This window comes from Granulicatella balaenopterae (assembly GCF_900111135.1).
Classification (GTDB): Bacteria; Bacillota; Bacilli; order Lactobacillales; family Aerococcaceae; genus Granulicatella; species Granulicatella balaenopterae.
The window spans coordinates 1-23,752 of record NZ_FOGF01000028.1; the positions used below are offsets into that span (position 1 = coordinate 1).

Consider the following 23,752-nt stretch of genomic DNA (forward strand, 5'->3'; position numbering starts at 1 on the left):
AACTATTTGTGCATCCAATTGGCTTAACGTAACTAATCCCGTTGTTAGCATCACTGTACTACCAATTGTCAACAATTTTCTTTTGTAACTCATTAATATTTTTCCTCCTTGACTATCTATGTTGCTACTTATTCTAACACAAATCTATAAGAAATACCGCCAAATACATTTAGATTATCACTATATAAACCATTTTTTCATCTTTCACATTTTAATAGTAGATAATCATTATTTCCAATAACCATTTACTCCGATATAATATCCTTTTACATATTCATTATGATCGTACGTACCATCTGATGTCATGTAATACCATCCTTTGCCGTCATGAATCCATTCGTTTTGCGCCATTTCTCCCCATTGTTTTAGATAGTATGAGCCTTTCCACGTATTACGAGCGTATGTACCGTCTGACGTCATATAATACCATCCTTTGCCGTCATGAATCCATTCGTTCTTAGCCATTTCGCCCCATTGTTTTAGAAAGTATGAGCCTTTCCACGTATTACGAGCATATGAGCCGTCTTCTTTAATAAAGAACCAATTATTGTAGTCTTTATCCCATATCCATTCGTTTTGCGCCATATACCCCCATTGTTTTAAGTAGTAAGCACCAACCCATTTTTTTTGAACGTAAGTACCATCTGGATTGAAGTAGTGCCAGCCTGTTGTAGGACTTTTTGCCCAACCATCTTTTGCCATTTCTCCCCATTTTGTTAGGTAGTATGAACCCTTCCAAGTATCATGTGCATAGGTGCCATCTTCATTGATATAGAACCAATTTTCGTAGTCTTTATCGTAAATCCATTGATTTTTAGCCATTTGACCATTGTCTTTTAAATAGTACGAACCCTTCCAAGCGTTCTTTACGAGTATTCCATCTTTATCAAAATAATAAGTATCTGAATCGATTTGACCCCATCCGATTATCATCGCACCTGTATGATCAAACCCACGATAAACATTATCAACCTTCTCAATTCGATTAGTGATAAGGTATCCATCATTTGAGGCATAATATAACTGACCATCTTTTTCACCCCAAACATTTTTAACAATGTCACCTTTTATATCATGCATCACATATTTATCGCCTATTTTAGTCATATGTGCTCCATAATATTTTTTTAATAAATCTTGATATTCTTTTTTTAAGCGAGCTGTTTTTTCTTGCGCAGCTATCAATACATCTTTTGAATTTTCTAATTCTTGATACCAATTAGTAAATAATGTTTCGTATTCATCAACGCTATACACTTTTTCATGAGTAAAATTGATGAAATCTTGCACTTCACATCCTTTTTTACTACAAATTGCATATCCGGTAATTTTGTAGTCCTCATCAACTACATTAAAATAATGTCCTGTCTGACCATTTGCATCTACTAGTTTTTTCTTACCTGGATATTTTTCAAAAAATGCATTCATTTCAGGTGTAAATTCCTTACCTTCATTTAAAAAATAGTTCGCTTTTTCTTCCCAATACCATCCATCAAAAGGATCATAATATCCCCATGCTAAAATTTCAGCAACTGGAAATTGACCAGCATGTCCAATAATATTAGCTGAATAATCGGCATCAGCCATTGCCATTGCCATCATTTTACTAGTCACTTTTAATTCAGCATTATCATGTCCTTTTAATTCATAGCTTGTTCTTAGAAAATTCGCCATGTGCATACGTTTAAATGATTTTAAGATATTTTCTGTTGATGTGGCCCAACCTTTCACACCACGTTGAATGCGATCATGGTATTTACATTCTGTTAATATTTCTAAACATTCTTTACCTTCATCTCCCAAATCAGCAAAGAAAGCAAAAGCCCCATCATTTAATTTTTCTTTGGCTGTTGCATCTTTTTCTTTGGCGATTTTTAGATTTTCTTCTGCTTGAATAAGATTCTTCTCCGCCTTAATGACATCTTGTTCACTAGGAGTGGTATTCGCTAATACAGACACACTTGGAAATGCTACTAATGATAACGCTACAACACTTGACAACACTCTTTTTTTCATGGTACTTCCTCCTTATAATATTTTTGTTGATAATTAAATAAGATTAATTACCACACTATTTAAGACTATTTTGATATAGCGTTCTTATCACAAACGTAATAAAACACTATACCTACTATATCTATGTTACCTTACCTATAACTATTATGCAATTTAATTACAAATTATATTCACTAATCAATAAAAACTGATATTTATTACTTTTTAATGATAAAACAAGTTAATAAATAACTTTCTTATTGTTTTTATCTCAAATTTAATAACTTTATTATGTCAGTTTATTTTTTATAACTAATCCCTAGTCAGTATTATGATTACTAGTTTGTAAAACCAGTTATTATAACCATATTCAACTAATACTTGCACTATCATTAATATCACGTTATAACGGTTGAATCCTTGATTTCTAGCACTCTTTGACCTTTCATTTATCATTTTGAAAGAACTACTATCTATATATACACTTAATGTTTAGAAATAAAAAACAACTAGCCAAAACTAGCTGCTGTGGTGACCCCCTAAAGTTGGACTTGTAGCGAAGAGGTTTTATGCCTCTTCGCTTATTTTAGTACAATTAGATTTAGCGAGCCTATATTCCGTTGGACTCATCCAATCTAATTTTTCTTTAATCCTGTCTTCATTGTAATATTTAATAAATTCATTTATTTCACTTTCTAATTCTTCATAACTATAAAATTTTCGACCATAATATATTTCTTGTTTTAATATTCCGAAAAAGTTTTCCATTACAGAATTGTCATGGCAATTTCCTTTACGGGACATACTTTGAAATATTTTATGTTTTTTTAATGTGTCTACATAGGCATGCATCTGATATCCCCATCCTTGATCAGAATGGAATGTACGACGATAAGGACAATCATTTGTTTTCTCGATGGCTTCATTTAAGCCTGACATAATATTTTGGGCAGTAGGCGATGGTGCAATTCTGTAGCTAATAATCTCTCTGTTGAATAAATCCATAAACGGATCTAAATAAAGTTTTTTAACAGTCTCATTTCCTTTAGAATCATGTTTATAATATTTAAATTCAGAAGTATCGGTAGTTATCTTTTGATGAGGGATACAAGTATCAAATCTACGATGCACGCGGTTCGATGCAGTTCTACCCACATTGCCTTTATATGAGTAATATTTTCTGCTTTTACGGCCATATGAAGTGACTTGAAGGCCTAACTTCTTAATAATACGTTGAACACGTTTATGGTTTACTCGTTGACCTAATCTTTTTAAATAACCACAAATTCTTCTATAACCCCAATTTTTATGCTGTTTACGAATGTCAATAATTTGTGCTTCTAATGCAGCATTTGGATCTTCAACTTCAGGAGACTTGAATTTATTTTGCCAATACATATATGTTGATTTACTTATCGGAACGACAACTAATATATCTTTTAATTGAAATGATTTACAGAGACTGTGTACTATTTTCGCTTGGAATTCATTTTCATTTTTGCATCGCTTTCTAAGTTCAGTCTCCTTATTTCCTTTAAATAGGCATTTTCAATCCTTAAAAATTCATTTTCTTCTTCTAATTGTTTAATAGACTTATCAGTATCTATATTAGATTTATTTTTATCCATAGCAGGTTGCTCTCCCTTTTTTCAGAGCTGCACAACCTCCTGTATGGAATTCATTTATCCAACGACATAGCATAGAAACATTCGTTATACCTATCGCTTTACAGACATCTGTTTGTGATAACTCTGTTGTTAGATATAATTCTACCGCATTTAGCTTAAATTCGTAAGTATAAATTTTCTTACTTTCACGTCGAAGCAACGCATCTTTCCCGAAAGTATTGTAATTATGGACCCAACTTTTGATTACACTGCTGTTTGGTATGTTATATTTTCTGGATAACTGATTGTAACTTATGTTTGTTGATAAATACTCAATAACTAATTTTCTTTTAAATTTATAGCTATATTTAGCCATAAAAAATACCCCCAAAAAGTTAGATTTGTAAGTCTAACTTTTTGGAGGCGGTACATGCTTACTCTTTAAAATGTTATTCACCTCGACGATGCACATGATACACCCATTGTCTAATATCTGGCGATGATAAAATAACCACTACCATAACCGAAAAACCAATCGAAAATAAATCGAATAATCCTAATTCCAAATTCACTACACTTGTTACTAATTCAAAACTACACGAGATAGATGCCATTACTAAAAATATTAGTCTACTCCATTTATACTTCTTAACTGTCAAGCTATATAAAACCAAATTAACTAAAGTCCCAAATAAATATGATAAACCAATCATTAAATCTGTTTGATAGTCAGGAGTGTTTGTCATTACTAACAATAATAACACTAAAATAATCATTACCATTTTTATAACACTAAATAGACCAATATACAATAAGGATTTAGGGGGTAATTCTTGATTCAAAGTTTTGTTATTTTTAGAAATTTTTAAATCATCAACTTGTTCTAAATTAATATCTCTAGCTTTAGCACGTTGACTTACTCCTAAGAGGTTAATGATTGGCATATGACCATCTGTTTTAATTGGGTCGCCTCCACCATTTTCATCTTGATAAGGTATGGTAAATTCTTGAATCACATCAACTGAAATGTTGGAGTCCATATACAATAGTGACTCAATAATATAATCACGCTCTTTATCTACTTCTTGATCAATTTTATGGGTCACTTGTAAAGTTGTCGATGCTAAACCTACACCACAATCAAATGTTCCCGCTGCTAAATAATCAACTTTCTTCCCTCCTGGTAAATGCCATCCCTTAGGAACTTGCCAAAATCTGACATGGTGACGTCTAGTAGCACTACCATCTACTTCCATTTGATAAGCAAAATCTTGCGGACGGTCAAATAAATATAAATTAGATACCGGAGCTGCTGGATAAGAAGTATGTTTTAAGGTTGATAAGACAATTCCAAGTGAGGAACGGATTGTAATTGGATCTGCTTTTGTCCATCCTGCTTGACGCATTGCTGCATGAATATCATCCTCTTTAGCAACAATACTAATATTTACCGGATCCCCCAAGACACCATTACCAGTTTTGGTACGCGATAAAAAATAGTCTGGCAAATATATCATCGTTAGAAAACTATGAAGTCTTGGTAAAGTAATATACGTTAACATGCACCAAAACAAAAAGAAAAAAACTAAACTTTCCCCCTTCATTTTAAACGAAGCAATCAACAATAATACTGTATAGATAAATGCTAAAATGAATCCATAAACTGTAAATAATCGATCAATTAATAAATAGATACGCGGCTTTCTTTTTTTAGTTTTTTTAACATAATGATATGTTGGTTTTTGTTTTGGAATTGAGTATTCTTTCATAAATTGTCCTCCTTGTTCAAAAAAGCCATGATACAATCTTACTTGCATCATAGCACTTATCTTACATTTTATTCAATTGGAAGTAATTTTGTAAATAGATTGCTAAGCCATCATCATGATTTGTAAATTCAGTAATGTCATTAGCAATTGCTTTTAATTCTGGAATAGCATTATTCATTGCTACCCCATGTCCTGCATATTCAATCATCTCTTTATCATTATCTTCATCCCCAAAAGCTAGGATATCTTTACGGTCAATCCCGTAAATTCCCGCAACATGCGAGACACCTTTTGCTTTATGAACACCGGTACGCACAACTTCAAGACATGGTAAAATACCACCCCAAGTACGGACATCGATATCACCTGGATAATTACTTAATAATTTCTCTTTAATGAATTCTTGCTTTTCGGTTTCAGCAAATAGTGTAATAGCTGTTGTTTGTTCTTCTAATTTCTCCACTGATTCAAATAAAATCGGTGGTGTTTTGGGTGAAAAATATGGTGATGGCGGAAATTCTAATTGCGTTGCATATAGACAGTTCTTCCCTTCAATTGTCATCATATTCGCTGTTGTTTGCGGGAATAATTCAACAATGCCAGAAACAATATCCTTTGATAAGGTCTCATTATATGCACCATTCCAGGAATCGTCTCCCGGAATATGACATAAAGCTCCATTAAAGTTCACTAATGGTCCGTGCATATTTAATTGTTTATAAATTTCTTTTGAATTACGATATGGACGTCCGGTCACAATCACCACTTTATGTCCTAATTGTTCCACTTGTTGTAAAACCGTGATTGTCTTTGGTGTTAGTGCTGAATCATTATTTAATGTTGTGCCATCTAAATCGATAGCAATTAATTTTTGTTGCATAAAACTTTCTCCTTTATTTAAAAACTATTGCGTCTTTCTTGTATTATATACGTGATTCACTTACAATAAAAATGTATGATATAGAGAGTGTAACATATTTTCATGATAATATGAAGAAAACTCACTAGTCTGACAGATTTAGATAAAGGAGAGTTATTATGTCTGATATTAATATACCTATCAATGAAGTTAATTCATCCATTGAAGTAGCCGAGGAATTAAAAACTCGTATTATCGACCAATTAGAATACGTAATTGACCCTGAATTAGGGATTGATATTGTTAATTTAGGGTTAGTTTATGGTATTGAATTAAATGATGAAGGTCATTGCCTAATCAATTTAACATTAACAACAATGGGATGCCCTTTAGCTGACTTAATTACCGATGAAATTCATGATGTTTTAAAATCTATTGATGAAATTAAAACAACTGAAGTACAATTAGTATGGTATCCAGCGTGGACAACTGATCGCATGACTCGTTATGCACGTATCGCATTAGGTATCCGTTAAACAACAAATTAAAAACTAGCTACTACTGAACTTAATCAGTTATAGCTAGTCTTTTTTATGTGATTATATTTTTTGTTTTAATGTGAAATACCCAAGCTAAAAAGAATGCTCTTATATATAAGTCAACACCAATTGATAACCAAACACCCCTAATTCCCCATGTGAAATAATGAGTAAATATCAGTACCGTCACAATTCTCACGCCCCACATTCCGACTAAAGTACTATAAAGTGGTGTTTTGGCATCATTCATTCCTTGTAATGCTCCTGCTAAAATTAAGCTAATTGCTAAAACCGGTTGAATAAAGGCATCAATATGTAACGCTGTGACGACATTTATAATCGCTGCTTGGTCATTCGTAAAGATACTAGCAAAATACGGTGCACCGCAATATAGGATGATACCATTTAAGCCAAGTACCACTACCCCATATAGAGAAGAATACTTCCCGATCAGATGAACTTTTTCAAAATTTTGCTCCCCAATTGCCCGTCCGATTAACACTGAACACGCCGTCGCCAAACCATAAGCCGGCATATAACTAAAGGATTCAATATTCCCAACAATCGAATGGGACGCAAAAACAACGCCCCCTAATGCCACGATAAAGCTAAAATAGACCACTTGACCCACACGCATCGCTAATCGTTCTGCTGTTGCTGGTAAGACTAATTCGAGTAAATCATTAATTGGTTTGATTGTCATAAATTCTTTTGCGCTAAACTGCACAGATGTCTGTTGAACTTTAGTAAATAAAGCCACCATCCCAACGACACGCGCCAAGACACTACCAATTGCAGCACCTTTAACACCTAAAGCCGGAACAAACCAAAAGCCAAAGACTAAGACTAGACTCAAGACCACATTCAATAAATTAATCATCGCATTCACTTTCATTGGTGTTACCGAATCGCCCGTCGCCCGTAAAATACTAGCTAAAGTAACTGATACAGCTTGTAAGATAATCGCTCCACCAACAATCAATAGATATTGACTAGCTTGTGACAAGACCTTACTATCCACCTGCATCCAATGAAAGAACTGACGATGCAATAACAGGGTCACTAATCCTAATGCCACTCCAACGACTAACGTAATTTGCAAGGACTGCACGGCTTTTAATTTGGCTTTTACTAAATCACCCTCGCCAAGAGCTTGGGCCACTAAGACCGTTGCACCGACGCCAATTGCTAAAAACATCGCTAGATAGACATTCAAAATCGAACTCGCTACTCCAACTGCTGCTACGGCTACTAACCCAATCTTAGCAATAATCAATCCATCAATAAAACTCACTAAAGTCTGCAATACATTTTCAACTGTAGCTGGAATCGCTAATTGTAAAATATCTTTTTGGACTTGTTTATTATTCTGAAAACTAATCCCCATTTTTATTTGATAATTGCGCTTTGTAAGTACACATCAACCATTTCGTGAGTTGCTTTGACAGAATCTGTATGCGTACGTTCATATGAATGACTTGATTCAATTCCTGCACCAAGTAGGGCGTGTTTTACTTCAGCACCGGCTGACATGGCTGCTGAAGCATCACTACCATAATATGGGTAGATATCTAATTTGAATGGAATATGATGTTCTTTTGCTAGCGCTACTAAGTGTTGACGCAATTCATAATGATATGGACCTGATGCATCTTTCACACAGATTGAGACGGTATATTCATCCGTTTGTTGGTCATCCCCCATTGCTCCCATATCGACCGCTAAATATTCAACTGCTTCTTCTGGGATACTACTATTCGCACCATGTCCTACTTCTTCACAAGGACTAAAGTAGAAATGCGTTGTATGTGGTAAAGTAATGTTTTCTTCTTTGTATTTACGTAATAAATCCATTAAAATTGCCGCACTAACTTTATCATCTAAGAAACGACTCTTAATAAAACCTGATTCAGTTACAGTAGTACGAGGATCAAATGACACAAAATCACCCACATCAATACCTAATGCACGTGTTTCTTCGGCTGTTGTTACTTTTTCATCCAAACGAATTTCCATATTATCTTGCGTACGTTCAATTGTTCCCGCATTACGATAAACATGGACACTTGTTTGATGCACTAAGATTGTTCCGCTAATAGTTTTGCCAGTTGAAGCTACATGTACTAAACAGTTTTCGCCTTCAATCGCATTCCAAGTAAAGCCACCAACTAAAGCCATTTTAATACGGCCGTCTGGTTTAATTGCACGAACCATTGCGCCTAATGTATCAACGTGAGCCGTTACGACACGGTGTTTTGTATCATCTTGACCTTTAACTGAGACCATTACGCCACCTTTATTAGTGCGTTTTGTTTCATAGCCAAACTCGCCAATTGTTGCTTCTAAATAATCCATCGCTTTTGTTGTAAATCCTGTTGGTGATGGAATTGCTGTTAATTCTTTCAAATAATTGATTGTTGTTTGCATTTTTATTCTCTCTCCCTTAAAAAAACATATAAAAATAGTATACCATAAAAAAAGAAACCCAATACACTAACTTGTACTAGATTTCTTCATTCGTTAATTCATAAAAGCCTCTAAGAAATGTTTGGCAATCGTAAAATAAATTAATACCGAGGTTAAGTCACTTAAAGTTGAAATAAAGGGACCACTAGCTACCGCTGGATCAACACCAATTTTGTCCATTACTAAAGGAATAAAACTTCCGGCAATTGTTGCCACAGTGATTGCACAAAACATTGCTAAACCAATAATCATCCCTAAAATCCAATTATGCTGCCAGATTCCAACGACAATACTAATCGTTAATCCCGTTACTAAACCACTAATTAAGCCTGTTAAAACTTCATGGATTAATAATTTTAGATAGGAATCTTCTTCTTCATGAGTACCTAACTTACGGACAGCTACCGCTAGAGATTGCGTCCCAGCATTCCCAGCAGTACCAGTAATTAATGTTACAAAAATTGATAAAATACTCGCATTTGCAATAATCTCTTCATAACGACTTAATAAAGTTGACGTACTCATTCCTAAGAATAATAAAGTAATTAACCATGGTAGACGTTTAGAAGCCGAGATTAAAGGATTGGTACTTTGCGAATCAACATTAACCCCCGCCAACCCAGAATAGTCACTTGTTGCTTCTTCATCGATAACATCAATCGCATCATCGACAGTAATAATCCCTAATAAGACCTCATCTTCATCAACAACTGGTAAGGCTAAGAAGTCATAATCTCGAATAATTTGTGCGACTTCTGCTTGATCATCATATACATGTACCTTCACTAAACGTTCTTGCATAATGTCTTTTACTAGTGTGCGGTCAGGTTGCAAGATTAAATCTCTTAAAGTAATCACCCCTTGCAAGCGATTTTCTTCATCAACCACATACACATAATAGACAGTCTCTGCTTCTTCAGCCATTTGTTTTACCATCATCATTGCATCCCCAACTGTTTGAAGTTCATGAATTGCTACTATTTCAGTGGTCATCAATGCACCTGCTGTTGAATCTTCATAATTTAATAATTCCATTAATTCAGTTGATGTTTTTCGTGGCATTAATTTTAAATATTTTTTTGCTTCATCTTCTTTAATTTCTTGTAGGACGTCAACAGCATTATCGGCATACATCGCAGCAAACATTTTTGCAGCGTATCGCTCATTCATTTCAAGTAAATATTTTTCTACATCTTCAACATCCTCTTCAATCAATTCAAAGACGGTCGCCATATCCATTGGTGATAAGAAATGGTATACAACTTGTCTTTCTTCCGGTGTTAATTCCAAGTATAATTGCGCTTGATCATAAGTGTGGTTATTTAGAAAAATTTCTAAAAATTGCTCACGATCATCTGTTGCAATCGTATGTTGGATTTGTTCTAAAATTTCATCAAATTCATAATTTGTATTATCTGCCATCTCTTCACATCCTTTTATTTTTTATTTTGTTGGATAAAAGCTTGCATATCTTCTGGTAAAGGTGCTTCAATCACAACTTTTTTATTGGTTACAGGATGGGTAAAGGCTAGTTTACGACAGTGTAAAGCTTGTCTTGCTAGTGGCTCAATTACTGGACCACCATATAAATCATCCCCAATTAATGGTGCTTTCATATAAGAAAAATGAACTCTAATCTGATGAGTACGTCCGGTATGCAAACGAATATCCACTACTTGGCTATCCATTAATTCCTGTTCTAACCAATATTCTGTTAGAGCTTTCTTTCCAGAGTCATGAACACATCTTGTAATAATTGAATCCTCTGATCTAGCAATTGGCGCATTAATCTCACCATGATCTGTTAATAGCATTGATTTTTTAGTAATGGCCACATAAGTCTTTTGCAAATCGCCACTATGCAAATGATGATCCATCCAAGCGTGTGAAATACGCAATTTAGCAAATAACATCACACCCGTTGTATCCTTATCCAAACGTGTCACAATATGCGTAATACAATCCTCATACCCTTGTGACATATAATAACCTTTCACACGATTAGCCATTGAAAGGTCTGGATTTTGCTTAGAAGGAATTGAAACTACTCCAGCTGGTTTATTAACCACTAAATAAAAATCATCCTCATAAACAACATCGATTGGTATATAGCTTGGTATAGTTGTTTCATGCTCGCCTTCTGGTGGAATCACAATTGTTACAATATCACCATAATAAACATAATCAATTGCAATCACAAATTGCCCATTACAAAAGATTTTTCCATCACGCTTAATTTGCGCTAATAACCCTTTTGAAATTCCTTTATCTCTTAAAAAGGTACGTACCATTACTGGTGTTTCCCCTGCATAACTCCATGTTACATTCACATACTTTTCCTCATTTTCTTCTAATTACTTTTTTGAGATTCACCAATAAATGATTGTTCCACTCTTTGCCAAAATGGTGTATGGCGTGATGGCATAAAGGAAATTCGCTTATCCCCCATTGTACACTCCACTTCAATGACATCATTAGCTTCATAAGTCAAATGGTCAATTGAAAAAGTCATACCACTATCGGCAATTGGTTTTAACAGTAATTTATCTGTTTTAGCAAAAATAATTGGTGAGCTTAATGTTCTAAATAAGACATTATTAATAGAAGCCATCTCCGTTAATTGCATCACTTCTGTACTTGGATGAACCACTGCCCCACCTAATGACTTATTAATTCCTGTTGAGCCAGTTGGTGTTGCAATACATAAACCATCCCCACGAAATGTCTCAAAATGTTGATTATTAATAAATACCTCACATAATAAGGTCCCGTTTGCTTTTTTTAAGGTTGATTCATTTAAAGCGTGATGGCGATAGATAGTACCATCCTTCTCAGTTACTTTAACATCTAATAACGGATAACTAACGCGTTCACCTTGGTCATTTTTTAAGACTGTTATTAATTCTTCCACTTCAAACTCTTGCCAATCGGTATAAAAACCTAAATGTCCGGTATGAATGCTAGCAAATCGCACAGTATCTAATAAGTTTTCATAACGGTGCAAAGCATTTAAAAGCGTACCATCTCCACCAATTGTAATCACAACATCTGGATTTTCATCATCTCGTGTAAATAATGCATCATGACAGCATAACGAATTAAATAAATTAGCTATCTCCATATTTTGTTTTGTTTCTTGATAAACTAATGCAACCTTCACTCAATCACCCCTTTATTAATAACGATCTTCGTATGTCCGACTATTCAAAAATACCTTATTTTTTGAAAACATAAATTGAGCTTCTTGAATTTCTTCTCTAATCTGAGACATTTCCTCATCCAATAAGAAGGCTGCTTCTGCTGCTCGTTCAAGCCGCTCATGAATTTCTTCAGGATATTCTCCTTTATACTTATAATTTAATGAGTGTTCAATTGTTGCCCAAAAATTCATTGCTAGTGTACGAATTTGAATTTCAACCAAAATCTTTTGTTCACCCTCAATTCTTTGGACTGGATATTCTATCACCACATGATATGAGCGATAACCACTTTTCTTTTTATTATGAATATAATCACGCTCAATTAAAATATTAAAATCCTTTCGTTGGTGCAACAAACGAACAACCTCATAAATATCCTCAACAAATTGGCACATAACACGTAAACCAGCCACGTCTTGTACCCCTTCTAAGAATTCCTCTTCCGGGATATTTCTTACTTCCATTTTCTCTAAAATACTTTCCGGCGTTTTTACACGTCCAGTAATAAATTCTATTGGCGCATGTCGACCTTCTTGACGGTATTGTTTTCTAATACCTTTTAATTTAATTTTTAATTCTTCAACCGCTTGGTAATACGGGGCTAAAAAAGCATCCCAGTTTTCAACTAGAGTCTGATTAGTCTTTTCCATCCAATACACCTTCTCTCTTTATTTCCTTGTCTATCATACCATATTTTATGCTCAACTTTCATAAAATTCCTACTATTTTAGCAAGTTTCACGCAGATTTTATGGTAGAATAGATGTACTAGACAAAAAGGAGATTATTGAGTTATGGCAATTGAAATTGAAAAAGAATTTAAAAATTTATTGACAAAAGAAGAATATACTCACTTATTAGCTAATTATGAAAAACAATTAACCCATCATGTTACGCAAATTAATAGTTATTTTGACTTTCAAGATATGCTCAAAAATCATAAATGTGCACTTCGTATCCGTATGATTGAAGATTGCGACTATGGTGAAGTAACCTTGAAAATTCCTAAATCACTTGTTGAGGTCATTGAAATTAATGAACGTTTTCTACCTGAACAATTGCAAGTTTGGATTGACAAAAAAGAACTACCTCTACCAAAAAGTATCCAAGAAGCTCTACAAAAAGAAGGAATTCCATTAACTACCGCCTATATGATTGCGAATTTAAAAACCATTCGTAAAGAAGGCCATTTAAATGATGATACTTTATTGGTTTTAGATCATAGTTTCTATAATAATACAGAAGATTTCGAATTAGAAATGGAAGTAAAAGATCTAAGTAATGGCGAAAAACTATTTAAAAAAATTCTAGATGAACACAGTATTATTCCTAGAAAAACCGCAAGTAAAATTAAAAGAGCGCTAACTTATTAGGTTTATCAATCTAATAAGTCATATCATTTTTGAAAATCAGGCGTATCTGTTACAATACATATGTAAAAAATATTTGAGTTAGAAGGTGAAAAAATGTGTGATATATTACAATTTCCACAAGAAAATTGTCTATCTTCTGATCGAATTTTTGACCTATACTTATTCGTAAACCCAATTAGTGAAAATTGCTATCGTTGCGAAAAAGAAGTTTTAGAATTTATCGACCAAATTCCCAATAAAGTGCATTACCACTTTATTACTTTTCATAATTTCAAGACTGTAACCCATTTTATGAAGAAGTATCATTTGGACTATAAAAACTGTGAATTACGTAATGAAATTTATCGTTCAATCTATGACGCTTCTCTTTCATATAAAGCTGCTTGTCTGCAAGGCAAACGCTTAGGTAACCAATTCTTAATCACTCTACAAAGGTACTTACATGTCGAAAAAGTTCCTTATTCTCAAGAATTAATTGATTCTCTAATTGATGAAATCGGATTAGATAGAGAGATGTTTTTAGAAGATAAAGAATCAGACTTAGTTAGACTAGATTATGAAAAAGATCAAAAAATCGCATTAGAAATGAATATTCAGCATAATCCATCATTAGTTGTGTTTGATACATCCAATCAACATTTTGGTATGTTAATTGATAATTGTATTTCCGCAACTAAATTGCATACCGTATGCATGGAACAATCTGAAATCGAAGAAACTTGTTGTAGTAGTAAACAAACCCCTTGCACCAATGCTAATAATTGTTGTAGTGCCATACCGATGACTGTTAATCATCCTATGAATTAATATTTGTGCGAATAAATACATTATCTTATTGCAATTATAAAAAAAGATTAAACAACTACGAAATGCTCCTCATTAAGGACGTTTCTACTTAGGTTGCTTAATCTTTTTTTGTTAATAAATAGGATTAGACTGACTGCTCCCATGGGGTTCTGATTATCAAGTGTGGCTTGTAATCATACATCATTTTCAAACTTTGGAGTTACAAATGTAAATCTCTTTAAATTAGAACTTTCATTACCAAGCAGTAAGGCGACCACATTAGCGGTAAATTTCTGCTTTTCAGCAAGGAAGCACAATCACTCTCCCTTATTATCATATGCATAGCTTATATATTCATTCCATGCTATTATCAAATCAAAGAGAATCGGCTTTCATCCCACACACAAGCATGTGGGGTTTCACCATAATTTATAACTTCCAATCCCATTTATAATAGTTATATGAATAGAGTTATTTGCTTTTAGATTATTCAGCCATTAATGCTTCTAATTTTTCTAAGCGTTCTTCAAATGTTTCTAATGCATCATATAAGTAATCTGGTTTTGTCATATCCACACCAGCTTTCTTCATTACTTCAATTGGTGCTTCACTTAAACCAGCACTTAAATAACCTAAGTAATCTTCTAAGGCTTCCGGTCCTTCATTTAGAATGCGTTTTGCTAGAGCAGATGCCGCAGCCATACCAGTTGCATATTGATAGACATAATAACCCATGTAGAAGTGAGGAATTCTTGCCCATTCATAAGCAATTTCTTCATCTTGAATTACTTCTTCCCCATAGTAACGAGCATTTAATTCACCATATTGCTCTGCTAAGAAAGCTTGTGTTAATGGTGTACCATTTTGGTCTGCTTGGTGCATCATATGTTCGAATTCTGCAAATTGTGTTTGACGGAAGATAGTTGATTTAACACGGTTTAAATAGCTATTTAAAATGTATTTTTGACTTTCTTTATCAGTATATGTTTCTAATAAATATTCTGTTAATAGGTTTTCATTAGTTGTTGAAGCGATCTCTGCTAAGAAAATTGAATATGATCCATATACATATGGTTGATTTTTACGAGTTAGGTAACTATGAGCACTATGACCAAATTCATGCACTAATGTAAAGAAGTTACTTAAATCATCATGCCAGTTCAATAAGATATAAGGTTTTGTTGTATATGTGCCTGATGAATAAGCACCACTACGCTTACCTTCATTCTCACATACATCAATCCATCGTCCTTCAAAACCTTCTTTTAAGATTTTAGCATAATCTTCACCTAATGGAGCTAAAGCTTTGTAAGTCTCTTTTACAGCTTCATCATAAGTGAATGAAATTGGTGCATTTCCTGTAATTGGGACATACATATCATACATATGCATTTCATCTAAGTTTAAAGCTTTCTTTTGTAGTGCGATATAGCGGTGTAATAATGGTAATTTTTCATTCACTACATCTACTAATGTATCATATACTTCTTCTGGTACTTGGTTCACCGACATTGCAGCATCACGAGCAGAACTATATTTATGTGCTTTTGCATTGAAGTTAGCCACTTTAATGTTATTGCCCAATGTATTAGCGAAAGTATTTTTTAATTCAATATATTTTTTGTACATTGCTTTAAAGGCGCCACGACGAACTTCTACATCACTTGATTCTAAGAATGTTGAGTAATTTCCATGTGTTAATTCTACTTCTTTACCTTCTTCATTCTTCACTTTGCCAAATGTTAAATCCGCATTGTTTAATAATGAAAAAGTCTTACGGTAACCACCTAATGCTTCACTAGCTTGAACTAATAATGATTCTTGTTCGGCTGGTAATACGTGATCTTTGCGAATACGTAATGTGCTTAAGTGAGTACGATACATTTCTAATTTTGGTTCTGCTTGATAGAATTCTTCTAAAGTTGCATCAGATACTGTTAATAAAGCTGGTTCAAACCATGATAATGCTGTTGAAATCTCAGTATATACCGTTACTGCGCGTTGGTTTAAGATTTGATTATCATTATTTGATGTATCTTGGTCACTCTTTAAATGTGAGTACACATAAGCAGTTGAAATGGCTTTTTCAACTTCTTCTTGTTTTTCTAAAAATGTTAATAAGTTAGTAGCTGATTGAAAGGCTTTTTCTTTCCAAGATTCAATCTCTCCTACTGATTCTTTTACAAAAGCTAAGTCTTTTTCAAAACCTTCTTCTGATGGGTAAATCATTGTTAAATCCCATGTTAATTGTTCAGGAACTTCATCTCTTGTTAATAACTTTTTGTCTGTAGACATATAACATCCTCGCTCTCTCTATTTTACTTATCTTTATTTTACCACTTTTCCGACTTTATCTCAAAGTTGTTTTTAATAATCCAATGATTGTGACCTATTTCTTTTACAATTCCTTGCTCTTTTAATTCTTTTAAAAATAATTGTAACTCTTTTTTTAGTCGCTTGGATTGATAAGTTGGGTAAAGACGTAATCGATTCGTATGAATTAAACGATTCACTTCATCTAGTACATCTCCTAAAGAAATCTTATTTCCTGATTGTTCTGCTAACCACATCATTATATAGCCACGCCATAAATAATTGGCAGATTTGAATACCACACTATACTTTGGTAATTGCCAACAAATTTGAGGTAAATCAAATAAATGAATATGTGCTAAATATAAAGCTAATAAAAATTGGCGATTCTCTTCTTGTGTATTCAATAATATTTGATGTTTTCGCTCTTTAGTAAAGTATTCTTGACGATAATCTCCCTTTATAGGAATTCCCTTTTTACTACTAAGTAAGAAATCTAACATTTTTTTAGCTTGGTACTTTTTCAATGGTAGACGAATTTCCTGATAATGAACTTTTTTAGTATACTGGTCTAATTGCAGATGAGTCTTCAATAACAAATTATTTTCCACTAAAAAGACTAAAAAATACTCAAAATGTGGATGATATAACATACAATATGCTAGAGTATCATTTAGTTGTTGCTGCTTATAATAGTTCTCTCCTAATATCCATAAGGTTTGATAGCCTAAATTTTGATAGCCTTTATCCCTTTTCGTTAATTCTTTTGCTGGTATAGGACTACATTGATACTCAACAACAATTTGTGTTTGTGCATCTTCGCAAATAACATCCGCTCTTTGTTCGTGGTTTTCCATTGTTAATTCTAAAGTTGTTTGGTAGCCAGCTTGTTTTAACCACTCACTTAAAGCAATTTTGCCATTCTTATGCTGCGTTGTTTCACCAGAACTATATTTATTAGCTTGATGAGAAAAATATTGTAATTGCCTTTGATTAGTATTTAGTATTAACGGTTCCCCACACTTAGGGCAAAAATAGTGTTGATTATTATCTAATAACTTACCAACTTCACAATACACCAACTCACCATGTTCATTCTTTGCGATACGCATCTAATCACTCCTTTCAACCATTTATTCCCTTCTACCCTGTTATACGTAAAAAAAAGAGTATATTTTATTTTTTATGAAAAACTTATCTGCTATCCCAGACGTTTTATGCTATGATATACTGGAATTGATAAACCAAAAGGAAGTGATTTAGTTTGGATACATATGCTAAAAAATTAATTGATACCGCCATTTTAGCAGGAAAAATTTTACTAGAATCTAACGCTGAATCTTATCGTGTCGAAGATACTATGAATTATATTTTAAAAACCTCAAATTTCGAAACATGCGAAGCGCTCGCTATGGCAACCGGAATTTTTGCTACAATGGATGACCCCTCAATCGAAGCTTTAACTGAGGTGTGTCGTGTTACAAATAAAGGAATTAATCTGAATAATATTTATAAAGTTAATAAAATTTCAAGACAATTAGTAGAACAAAAAATCACTTTAGATACTGCTTATGCCAAATTATTAGTGATTGATAAGCATTTCCAATATAGTCCACAAGTTAAAAATTTTGGATTATTAATGATGTGTGGTTTTTATACGGTATTGTATGGCGGGCAATTTTTAGAGATGGTTGCTGCTTTTTTTGCAGCCTTAATCTTACCAATTACTTATAAAATTGATCGTCATTTAGGAATGGGGAGTTTTATTATTAATGTCTTGTCATTAATCCCAATGGTATTAATCATTTTATTCTTAAAAAATCATATCTTCCTAACAATTAATGCTAGTAATGCAATTATTGGAGCGATTATGCCTCTTGTTCCAGGAACAGCCATCACAAATGCTATTAGGGACACTTTGAGAGGAGATTATAACTCTGGTTTGGCAAGAACATTAGAAGCCTTTGTGACTGCCTTATCAGTCGCATTAGGAGTGGCATTAGGCTTATTAATAGGAGGTGTTGACATTTTATGATTATTCAAGTAATATCTGCCATTATCGCTGTTTATTTTAGCGCAATTGTCTTTGAAGCTCCAAAAAAATTATTACCTTATATCGCCTTTATTGGTGGAGGTGGTTGGCTCATTTATTTATTAATTTTACAGTATTTTGATATTTCGATTGCGACTTACTTAAGCGGATTAGCCATTGCTTTTAGCTCCCATATTGCTGCTAGACAGTTTAAAGCTCCAGTAACTGTCTTTTTTATCCCTGGTTTTTTCCCATTAGTTCCAGGAGCTGGTATGTATAAGACTGTTTATTGGTATATTACGGGAGATTCTTTACAATCCCAAGCCAATCTAAACCAAACAATGGTAATAGCTGGTATGATAGCATTAGCGATTTTCACCGTTGACTCTTTATTCCGATTAGTCAGCATTTTAAAACATCTAAAAAAGTAATATCACCTAAAAAAGTATCACGAACTGTACTAAGAAGCATTTCTTAGCGGCTCATGATACTTTTCTTTTTAACTAAAATTTTGAATCAAAACCATATAGATGACTGTCGGCACAAAAATACTAAGCAAAGTATTGTGTTTCCATTTATGCAATACTGCAACAAAGATAATACAAGCTATTTCTGGCAAACCATATGGCGTTTTCATAAAACTAATATGCTTCACACAATAGACTACTAAAATCACCATAATCGCCCGTGGTAATTGCACACTCAAATATTGGATAAAAAGTGGTAATTCCTTTTTATTCGATAAAGCAATATAAGGAAAAAGACGAATTATAAAAGTAGTTACTGCTGCTACTAAAGTTCCTAAATATAGATAAAACATCAATTAACTCCCCCTCGTTCTTTGAAATACGTCACTTCAAAAATCACCACTAATGACACAATTGTCGCTGTTAAACTCAATAATAAGAAATACTTTGGTCCAACTAGTAAAAGTGCCACAATCGCCGTTACTAATCCAATAATAAAAGGATAATTGGAAGTACGATTTTCCCATTGATTTACCACAATTACCACAAATAATGCCGTCATCGAAAAATCAATCCCCATTGTAGCAACAGGAATCATATTACCTGCAATTCCGCCAACAAAAGTTCCTAATATCCAATACAAATGATTCAATACTGCTACATACAAATATTCCTTATCACTATATTGGATTTGACTATCCTTCATCCCAGTAAATAACGAAAAGGTCTCATCCGACAATACCCAAATCATATAGATACCTTTCCACCCCATGCGCTTAAACAAATCAACAAAACTAATCCCATAAAATAACATTCTTGCATTAATCATCAATGTCATTAAAGCAATCATCCATAAAGGAGTCCCTGCCAATAATAATGGAATCAAAGCAAATTGCATCGACCCAGCAAATACAAAGATACTACTAAAGACCGCATACTTTACTGAAAATCCCTGTTCTAAAGCCAATAAACTAAAAGCAATCCCTAAAAATAAATAACCAAAACATACTGGCAAACTCAACTTTAAGCTCCGTTTTAACTCTTTCATATCTCCCACCTAATTCTTTCTTAATCATCATACTTCACTAAGCATAATGATAATACTTCTCCATGTCAAAATATTTTTATAAAAAATAAAGCATTCAATTGACAGGCAAGTCCTTACCTTATCAGTTTGAATGCTTATAGCGATTAACGAATTACATATCTAAATAACCAGTATAATCAGCAGTATGTAAGATTTTATGTGCATTTTCAACACGTTCTGGAGTTGGTGGTTCAATACCTTCTAATGGATATTTAATTCCCAATGTTTTCCATTTATATACACCTAATTTGTGATATGGTAAGACTTCAAATTTTTTCACATTTTTTAAAGTTTTCACATAATCATTTAGACGGTATAAATACTCATCATAATCTGATCTTTCAGGAACTAGTACATGTCTAACCCAAACTGGTTGATCAACTTTTGATAAATAACGACCTAATTCCAAAATATTTTCATTAGTCCATCCTGTTAAACGTTTATGTTGCTCAGCGTCGATATGCTTAATATCTAATAAAATTAAATCTGTATATTTTAATAATTCTTCAAACTTACTAAAAAATGGTTCTTCATAAGTAAATGGCATACCACAACTATCTAAAGTTGTATGTACTCCTTCAGCTTTACAACGTTTAAAAAAATCAATTAAGAAGTCTACTTGTAATAATGGCTCTCCACCACTAACGGTAACTCCTCCTTTTGCTCCCCAAAACGGACGATATTGTAGTGCTTGCTTTAATAATTCTTCTGATGTAATGGCGTTTTTTTGACCAATTTTCCATGTATCCGGATTATGACAAAATTCGCATCTCATGCGGCAACCTTGCATAAAAGTAATAAAACGAATTCCTGGTCCATCAACTGAGCCAAAACTTTCTGTTGAATGAATATATCCTGTAACAGGTTCAGACATGTCTATTCCTCCAATAACTAATTTACATTTTCTTTTTGATAGAAAAAGCAGATGAACGAAATGCCCACCTGCTTTTATACTTTATAACAAATTACTGTTAAGGTTATTACATATTTTCGTGCATTGTACGGTTGATTACATCTAATTGTTGTTCACGAGTTAATTTAATGAAGTTAACAGCGTAACCAGATACACGAATTGTTAATTGTGGATATTTCTCTGGGTGATCCATAGCATCTTCTAATGTTTCACGGTTAAATACGTTAATATTTAAATGATGTCCACCTTTAATTGAGTATCCATCTAACATGCTTACTAAGTTATCTTGTTGAACTAATTCTTCACGACCTAAAGCTTTAGGAACGATTGAGAATGTATTTGAGATACCATCTAATGCATATTTATAAGGTACTTTAGCAACTGAAGATAATGATGCTAATGCTCCGTGAGTATCACGTCCGTGCATTGGGTTTGCTCCTGGAGCAAATGGTGCACCAGCGCGACGTCCATCAGGAGTGTTACCAGTTTTCTTACCATATACAACGTTTGAAGTAATTGTAAGAATTGAAGTTGTATGTTTAGCTCCACGGTAAGTTTTATGTTTTTTAACTTTAGTCATAAATTCTTTTAATAACCAAACTGCGATATCATCAGCGCGGTCATCGTTATTACCATATTTAGGGAAGTCGCCTTCGATTTCATAATCAACAACTAAGCCATCTTCATCACGGATAGTTTTAACTTTAGCATATTTAATAGCTGAAATTGAGTCAACTGCTACTGAGAATCCAGCAATACCTGTTGCCATTGTACGGAACATATCAGTATCTTGTAATGCCATTTGTACACGTTCATAGCTATATTTATCGTGCATATAGTGGATGATGTTTAATGTATTTAAGTACATATCACATACCCATTCCATCATGTCATCATATTTTTCCATAACTTCATCGTAATCTAAGTATTCAGAAGTAATTGGAGTATATTTAGGTCCAACTTGTGCTTTAGATTTTTCATCTACCCCACCATTGATAGCATATAATAATGTTTTAGCTAAGTTAGCACGAGCTCCGAAGAATTGCATTTGTTTACCAATACGCATTGCAGATACACAACATGCGATTCCATAGTCGTCGCCCCATTCTGGACGCATAATTTCATCGTTTTCATATTGAATAGCTGAAGTTTCGATTGAAGTTTTCGCACAGAAACGTTTGAATGCTAATGGTAATTTTGGTGACCATAAAACAGTTAAGTTTGGTTCTGGAGCTGGTCCTAAGTTATTTAATGTATGTAAGAAACGGAAACTATTCTTAGTTACTAATGGACGTCCATCTTCACCGATACCAGCGATTGATTCTGTTACCCAAGTTGGGTCTCCTGAGAATAATGCATTGTATTCAGGTGTACGAGCAAATTTAACTAAACGTAATTTCATTACAAAGTGGTCAACGATTTCTTGAGCTTCTTTTTCAGTGATTACGCCATTTTTTAAGTCGCGTTCTACATAGATATCTAAGAATGTTGAAGTACGTCCTAGAGACATAGCTGCACCATTTTGTTCTTTAATTGCTGCTAAGTAACCTAAGTATAACCATTGGAATGCTTCTTTTGCATTTGTAGCTGGTTTAGAAATATCAAAACCATAAATGTTACCTAATTCTTTTAATTCTTTTAATGCACGGTATTGTTCAGAAACTTCTTCACGTAAGCGAATAACGTCATCTGACATTCTTCCGTCACCGATATTGTTAAAATCTTTAACTTTTTCTTCCATTAAGCGGTCAACACCATATAAAGCTACACGACGGTAGTCACCGATGATACGTCCACGTCCATAAGCATCTGGTAAACCAGTAATAACACCACTTCTACGTGCTGCACGAATTTCTGGTGTGTATACATCGAATACACCTTGATTATGTGTTTTACGGTAATCAGTGAAGATATGTGATACTTCTTCATCGATTTCGTAACCATATGCTTCAGCAGATTTTTCGCTCATACGAATTCCGCCAAATGGTTGTAAGCTACGTTTGAAAGGTTTATCAGTTTGGAAACCAACAACTGTTTCTAATTCTTGGTTTAAATAACCAGGGCCGTGTGAAGTGATTGTAGATACAATTTTAGTATCCATATCTAAAACGCCACCTGCTTCACGTTCTTTGTTATTTAAGTCCATTACTTGATCCCATAAAGCTGTTGTTGCTTCAGTTGGGCCTTCTAAGAAGCTGTCGTCTCCTTCGTATAATTCATAGTTTTGTTGAATAAAATCACGTACATCAATTTCATCTTTCCATACTTTACCTTTAAAGCCATTCCATTGTTCCATATATAGTTCCTCCTTAAATCAATTCACATCATTGTGAACACTGTAACAGTT

The 23,752-nt window shown here is 33.6% G+C and carries 20 protein-coding genes and 1 pseudogene; 5 read left to right on the forward strand and 16 right to left on the reverse strand.

The annotated features are described in order from the left end of the window. Window positions 1–228 precede the first annotated feature (228 nt). The 4 genes and pseudogenes from BMX09_RS06910 to BMX09_RS06925 all read right to left on the reverse strand — a co-directional run bounded on the left by BMX09_RS06910 (window position 229) and on the right by BMX09_RS06925 (window position 6,251). Window positions 229–2,016, reverse strand: a complete 1,788-nt coding sequence (locus BMX09_RS06910) for an N-acetylmuramoyl-L-alanine amidase family protein (RefSeq protein WP_089747109.1) — start codon at window positions 2,014–2,016, stop codon at window positions 229–231. 546 nt (window positions 2,017–2,562) lie between these two features. Further along, window positions 2,563–3,978: pseudogene (locus BMX09_RS06915) on the reverse strand (IS3 family transposase). Between the two features lie 73 nt (window positions 3,979–4,051). Further along, complete coding sequence (locus BMX09_RS06920) at window positions 4,052–5,371, reverse strand: LssY C-terminal domain-containing protein (protein ID WP_177159565.1); 1,320 nt, start codon at window positions 5,369–5,371, stop codon at window positions 4,052–4,054. Between the two features lie 61 nt (window positions 5,372–5,432). Then, window positions 5,433–6,251: a Cof-type HAD-IIB family hydrolase gene (locus tag BMX09_RS06925; protein ID WP_089747113.1), complete on the reverse strand. Its 819-nt coding sequence runs from the start codon at window positions 6,249–6,251 to the stop codon at window positions 5,433–5,435. A 158-nt stretch (window positions 6,252–6,409) separates the two neighbouring features. On the opposite strand from BMX09_RS06925, the gene BMX09_RS06930 reads away from it, so the two are divergent. Then, complete coding sequence (locus tag BMX09_RS06930; protein WP_089747115.1) at window positions 6,410–6,766, forward strand: metal-sulfur cluster assembly factor; 357 nt, start codon at window positions 6,410–6,412, stop codon at window positions 6,764–6,766. Window positions 6,767–6,821: 55 nt separating this feature from the next. On the opposite strand, the gene BMX09_RS06935 is transcribed toward BMX09_RS06930, so the two are convergent. The 6 genes from BMX09_RS06935 to BMX09_RS06960 all read right to left on the reverse strand — a co-directional run bounded on the left by BMX09_RS06935 (window position 6,822) and on the right by BMX09_RS06960 (window position 13,085). Then, window positions 6,822–8,156 (reverse strand): MATE family efflux transporter, encoded by a 1,335-nt coding sequence (locus BMX09_RS06935; RefSeq protein ID WP_089747117.1) that lies wholly within the window; start codon window positions 8,154–8,156, stop codon window positions 6,822–6,824. A 2-nt stretch (window positions 8,157–8,158) separates the two neighbouring features. Further along, window positions 8,159–9,196, reverse strand: coding sequence for a M42 family metallopeptidase (locus BMX09_RS06940; RefSeq protein ID WP_089747119.1), 1,038 nt, complete (start codon window positions 9,194–9,196; stop codon window positions 8,159–8,161). A gap of 93 nt (window positions 9,197–9,289) precedes the next feature. Continuing rightward, window positions 9,290–10,657 (reverse strand): magnesium transporter, encoded by a 1,368-nt coding sequence (gene mgtE, locus BMX09_RS06945; RefSeq protein ID WP_089747121.1) that lies wholly within the window; start codon window positions 10,655–10,657, stop codon window positions 9,290–9,292. Window positions 10,658–10,671: 14 nt separating this feature from the next. After that, window positions 10,672–11,565 carry an RluA family pseudouridine synthase gene (locus BMX09_RS06950; RefSeq protein ID WP_245711141.1) on the reverse strand — a complete coding sequence of 298 codons (894 nt, stop codon included), beginning with the start codon at window positions 11,563–11,565 and terminating at the stop codon, window positions 10,672–10,674. 20 nt (window positions 11,566–11,585) lie between these two features. After that, a complete protein-coding gene (locus BMX09_RS06955; RefSeq protein ID WP_089747123.1) occupies window positions 11,586–12,395 on the reverse strand; it encodes an NAD kinase in 810 nt (269 codons plus the stop codon). A gap of 15 nt (window positions 12,396–12,410) precedes the next feature. Beyond that, window positions 12,411–13,085 (reverse strand): GTP pyrophosphokinase, encoded by a 675-nt coding sequence (locus BMX09_RS06960; protein ID WP_089747125.1) that lies wholly within the window; start codon window positions 13,083–13,085, stop codon window positions 12,411–12,413. Between the two features lie 143 nt (window positions 13,086–13,228). Between BMX09_RS06960 and BMX09_RS06965 the strand changes: the two genes are divergently transcribed. Then, window positions 13,229–13,807 carry a CYTH domain-containing protein gene (locus BMX09_RS06965; RefSeq protein WP_089747127.1) on the forward strand — a complete coding sequence of 193 codons (579 nt, stop codon included), beginning with the start codon at window positions 13,229–13,231 and terminating at the stop codon, window positions 13,805–13,807. 93 nt (window positions 13,808–13,900) lie between these two features. Continuing rightward, window positions 13,901–14,614 (forward strand): DsbA family protein, encoded by a 714-nt coding sequence (locus tag BMX09_RS06970; protein ID WP_089747129.1) that lies wholly within the window; start codon window positions 13,901–13,903, stop codon window positions 14,612–14,614. Window positions 14,615–15,079: 465 nt separating this feature from the next. Here BMX09_RS06970 and pepF read toward each other — a convergent pair whose 3' ends face one another. After that, the gene (gene pepF, locus BMX09_RS06975; RefSeq protein WP_089747130.1) at window positions 15,080–16,888 is read right to left on the reverse strand and encodes an oligoendopeptidase F; all 1,809 of its coding nucleotides are present in this window, start codon (window positions 16,886–16,888) and stop codon (window positions 15,080–15,082) included. A 38-nt stretch (window positions 16,889–16,926) separates the two neighbouring features. Continuing rightward, window positions 16,927–18,018: a competence protein CoiA gene (locus BMX09_RS06980; protein ID WP_089747132.1), complete on the reverse strand. Its 1,092-nt coding sequence runs from the start codon at window positions 18,016–18,018 to the stop codon at window positions 16,927–16,929. A gap of 152 nt (window positions 18,019–18,170) precedes the next feature. Between BMX09_RS06980 and BMX09_RS06985 the strand changes: the two genes are divergently transcribed. Together BMX09_RS06985 and BMX09_RS06990 are read left to right on the forward strand one after the other, a co-directional pair. Next, complete coding sequence (locus tag BMX09_RS06985; protein WP_089747134.1) at window positions 18,171–18,941, forward strand: threonine/serine exporter family protein; 771 nt, start codon at window positions 18,171–18,173, stop codon at window positions 18,939–18,941. Next, entirely contained in the window at window positions 18,938–19,369 is a 432-nt protein-coding gene (locus tag BMX09_RS06990) for a threonine/serine exporter family protein (protein ID WP_089747136.1), read from the forward strand. The genes BMX09_RS06985 and BMX09_RS06990 overlap by 4 nt, the downstream gene beginning before the upstream one ends. A 68-nt stretch (window positions 19,370–19,437) precedes the next feature. On the opposite strand, the gene BMX09_RS06995 is transcribed toward BMX09_RS06990, so the two are convergent. The 4 genes from BMX09_RS06995 to pflB all read right to left on the reverse strand — a co-directional run bounded on the left by BMX09_RS06995 (window position 19,438) and on the right by pflB (window position 23,701). Beyond that, entirely contained in the window at window positions 19,438–19,758 is a 321-nt protein-coding gene (locus BMX09_RS06995) for a branched-chain amino acid transporter permease (protein WP_089747138.1), read from the reverse strand. Continuing rightward, window positions 19,758–20,453, reverse strand: coding sequence for an AzlC family ABC transporter permease (locus tag BMX09_RS07000; RefSeq protein ID WP_089747140.1), 696 nt, complete (start codon window positions 20,451–20,453; stop codon window positions 19,758–19,760). The genes BMX09_RS06995 and BMX09_RS07000 overlap by 1 nt, the downstream gene beginning before the upstream one ends. 151 nt (window positions 20,454–20,604) lie before the next feature. Beyond that, the gene (gene pflA, locus BMX09_RS07005; protein WP_089747142.1) at window positions 20,605–21,366 is read right to left on the reverse strand and encodes a pyruvate formate-lyase-activating protein; all 762 of its coding nucleotides are present in this window, start codon (window positions 21,364–21,366) and stop codon (window positions 20,605–20,607) included. 106 nt (window positions 21,367–21,472) lie between these two features. Beyond that, window positions 21,473–23,701: a formate C-acetyltransferase gene (pflB, locus tag BMX09_RS07010; protein ID WP_089747144.1), complete on the reverse strand. Its 2,229-nt coding sequence runs from the start codon at window positions 23,699–23,701 to the stop codon at window positions 21,473–21,475. Between the last annotated feature and the right edge of the window lie 51 nt (window positions 23,702–23,752).

Excerpts from the sequence above, each read along its gene's own strand:
- BMX09_RS06935 (WP_089747117.1), bottom strand. The coding sequence starts at position 8,156 with ATGGGGATTAGTTTTCAGAATAATAAACAAGTCCAAAAAGATATTTTA.
- BMX09_RS07000 (WP_089747140.1), bottom strand. The coding sequence starts at position 20,453 with ATGAAAGAGTTAAAACGGAGCTTAAAGTTGAGTTTGCCAGTATGTTTT.
- BMX09_RS06925 (WP_089747113.1), bottom strand. The coding sequence starts at position 6,251 with ATGCAACAAAAATTAATTGCTATCGATTTAGATGGCACAACATTAAAT.
- BMX09_RS06960 (WP_089747125.1), bottom strand. The coding sequence starts at position 13,085 with ATGGAAAAGACTAATCAGACTCTAGTTGAAAACTGGGATGCTTTTTTA.
- BMX09_RS06970 (WP_089747129.1), top strand. The coding sequence starts at position 13,901 with ATGTGTGATATATTACAATTTCCACAAGAAAATTGTCTATCTTCTGAT.
- BMX09_RS06995 (WP_089747138.1), bottom strand. The coding sequence starts at position 19,758 with ATGTTTTATCTATATTTAGGAACTTTAGTAGCAGCAGTAACTACTTTT.
- BMX09_RS06990 (WP_089747136.1), top strand. The coding sequence starts at position 18,938 with ATGATTATTCAAGTAATATCTGCCATTATCGCTGTTTATTTTAGCGCA.
- pflA (WP_089747142.1), bottom strand. The coding sequence starts at position 21,366 with ATGTCTGAACCTGTTACAGGATATATTCATTCAACAGAAAGTTTTGGC.
- pepF (WP_089747130.1), bottom strand. The coding sequence starts at position 16,888 with ATGTCTACAGACAAAAAGTTATTAACAAGAGATGAAGTTCCTGAACAA.
- pflB (WP_089747144.1), bottom strand. The coding sequence starts at position 23,701 with ATGGAACAATGGAATGGCTTTAAAGGTAAAGTATGGAAAGATGAAATT.
- BMX09_RS06910 (WP_089747109.1), bottom strand. The coding sequence starts at position 2,016 with ATGAAAAAAAGAGTGTTGTCAAGTGTTGTAGCGTTATCATTAGTAGCA.
- mgtE (WP_089747121.1), bottom strand. The coding sequence starts at position 10,657 with ATGGCAGATAATACAAATTATGAATTTGATGAAATTTTAGAACAAATC.
- BMX09_RS06930 (WP_089747115.1), top strand. The coding sequence starts at position 6,410 with ATGTCTGATATTAATATACCTATCAATGAAGTTAATTCATCCATTGAA.
- BMX09_RS06920 (WP_177159565.1), bottom strand. The coding sequence starts at position 5,371 with ATGAAAGAATACTCAATTCCAAAACAAAAACCAACATATCATTATGTT.
- BMX09_RS06965 (WP_089747127.1), top strand. The coding sequence starts at position 13,229 with ATGGCAATTGAAATTGAAAAAGAATTTAAAAATTTATTGACAAAAGAA.
- BMX09_RS06940 (WP_089747119.1), bottom strand. The coding sequence starts at position 9,196 with ATGCAAACAACAATCAATTATTTGAAAGAATTAACAGCAATTCCATCA.
- BMX09_RS06980 (WP_089747132.1), bottom strand. The coding sequence starts at position 18,018 with ATGCGTATCGCAAAGAATGAACATGGTGAGTTGGTGTATTGTGAAGTT.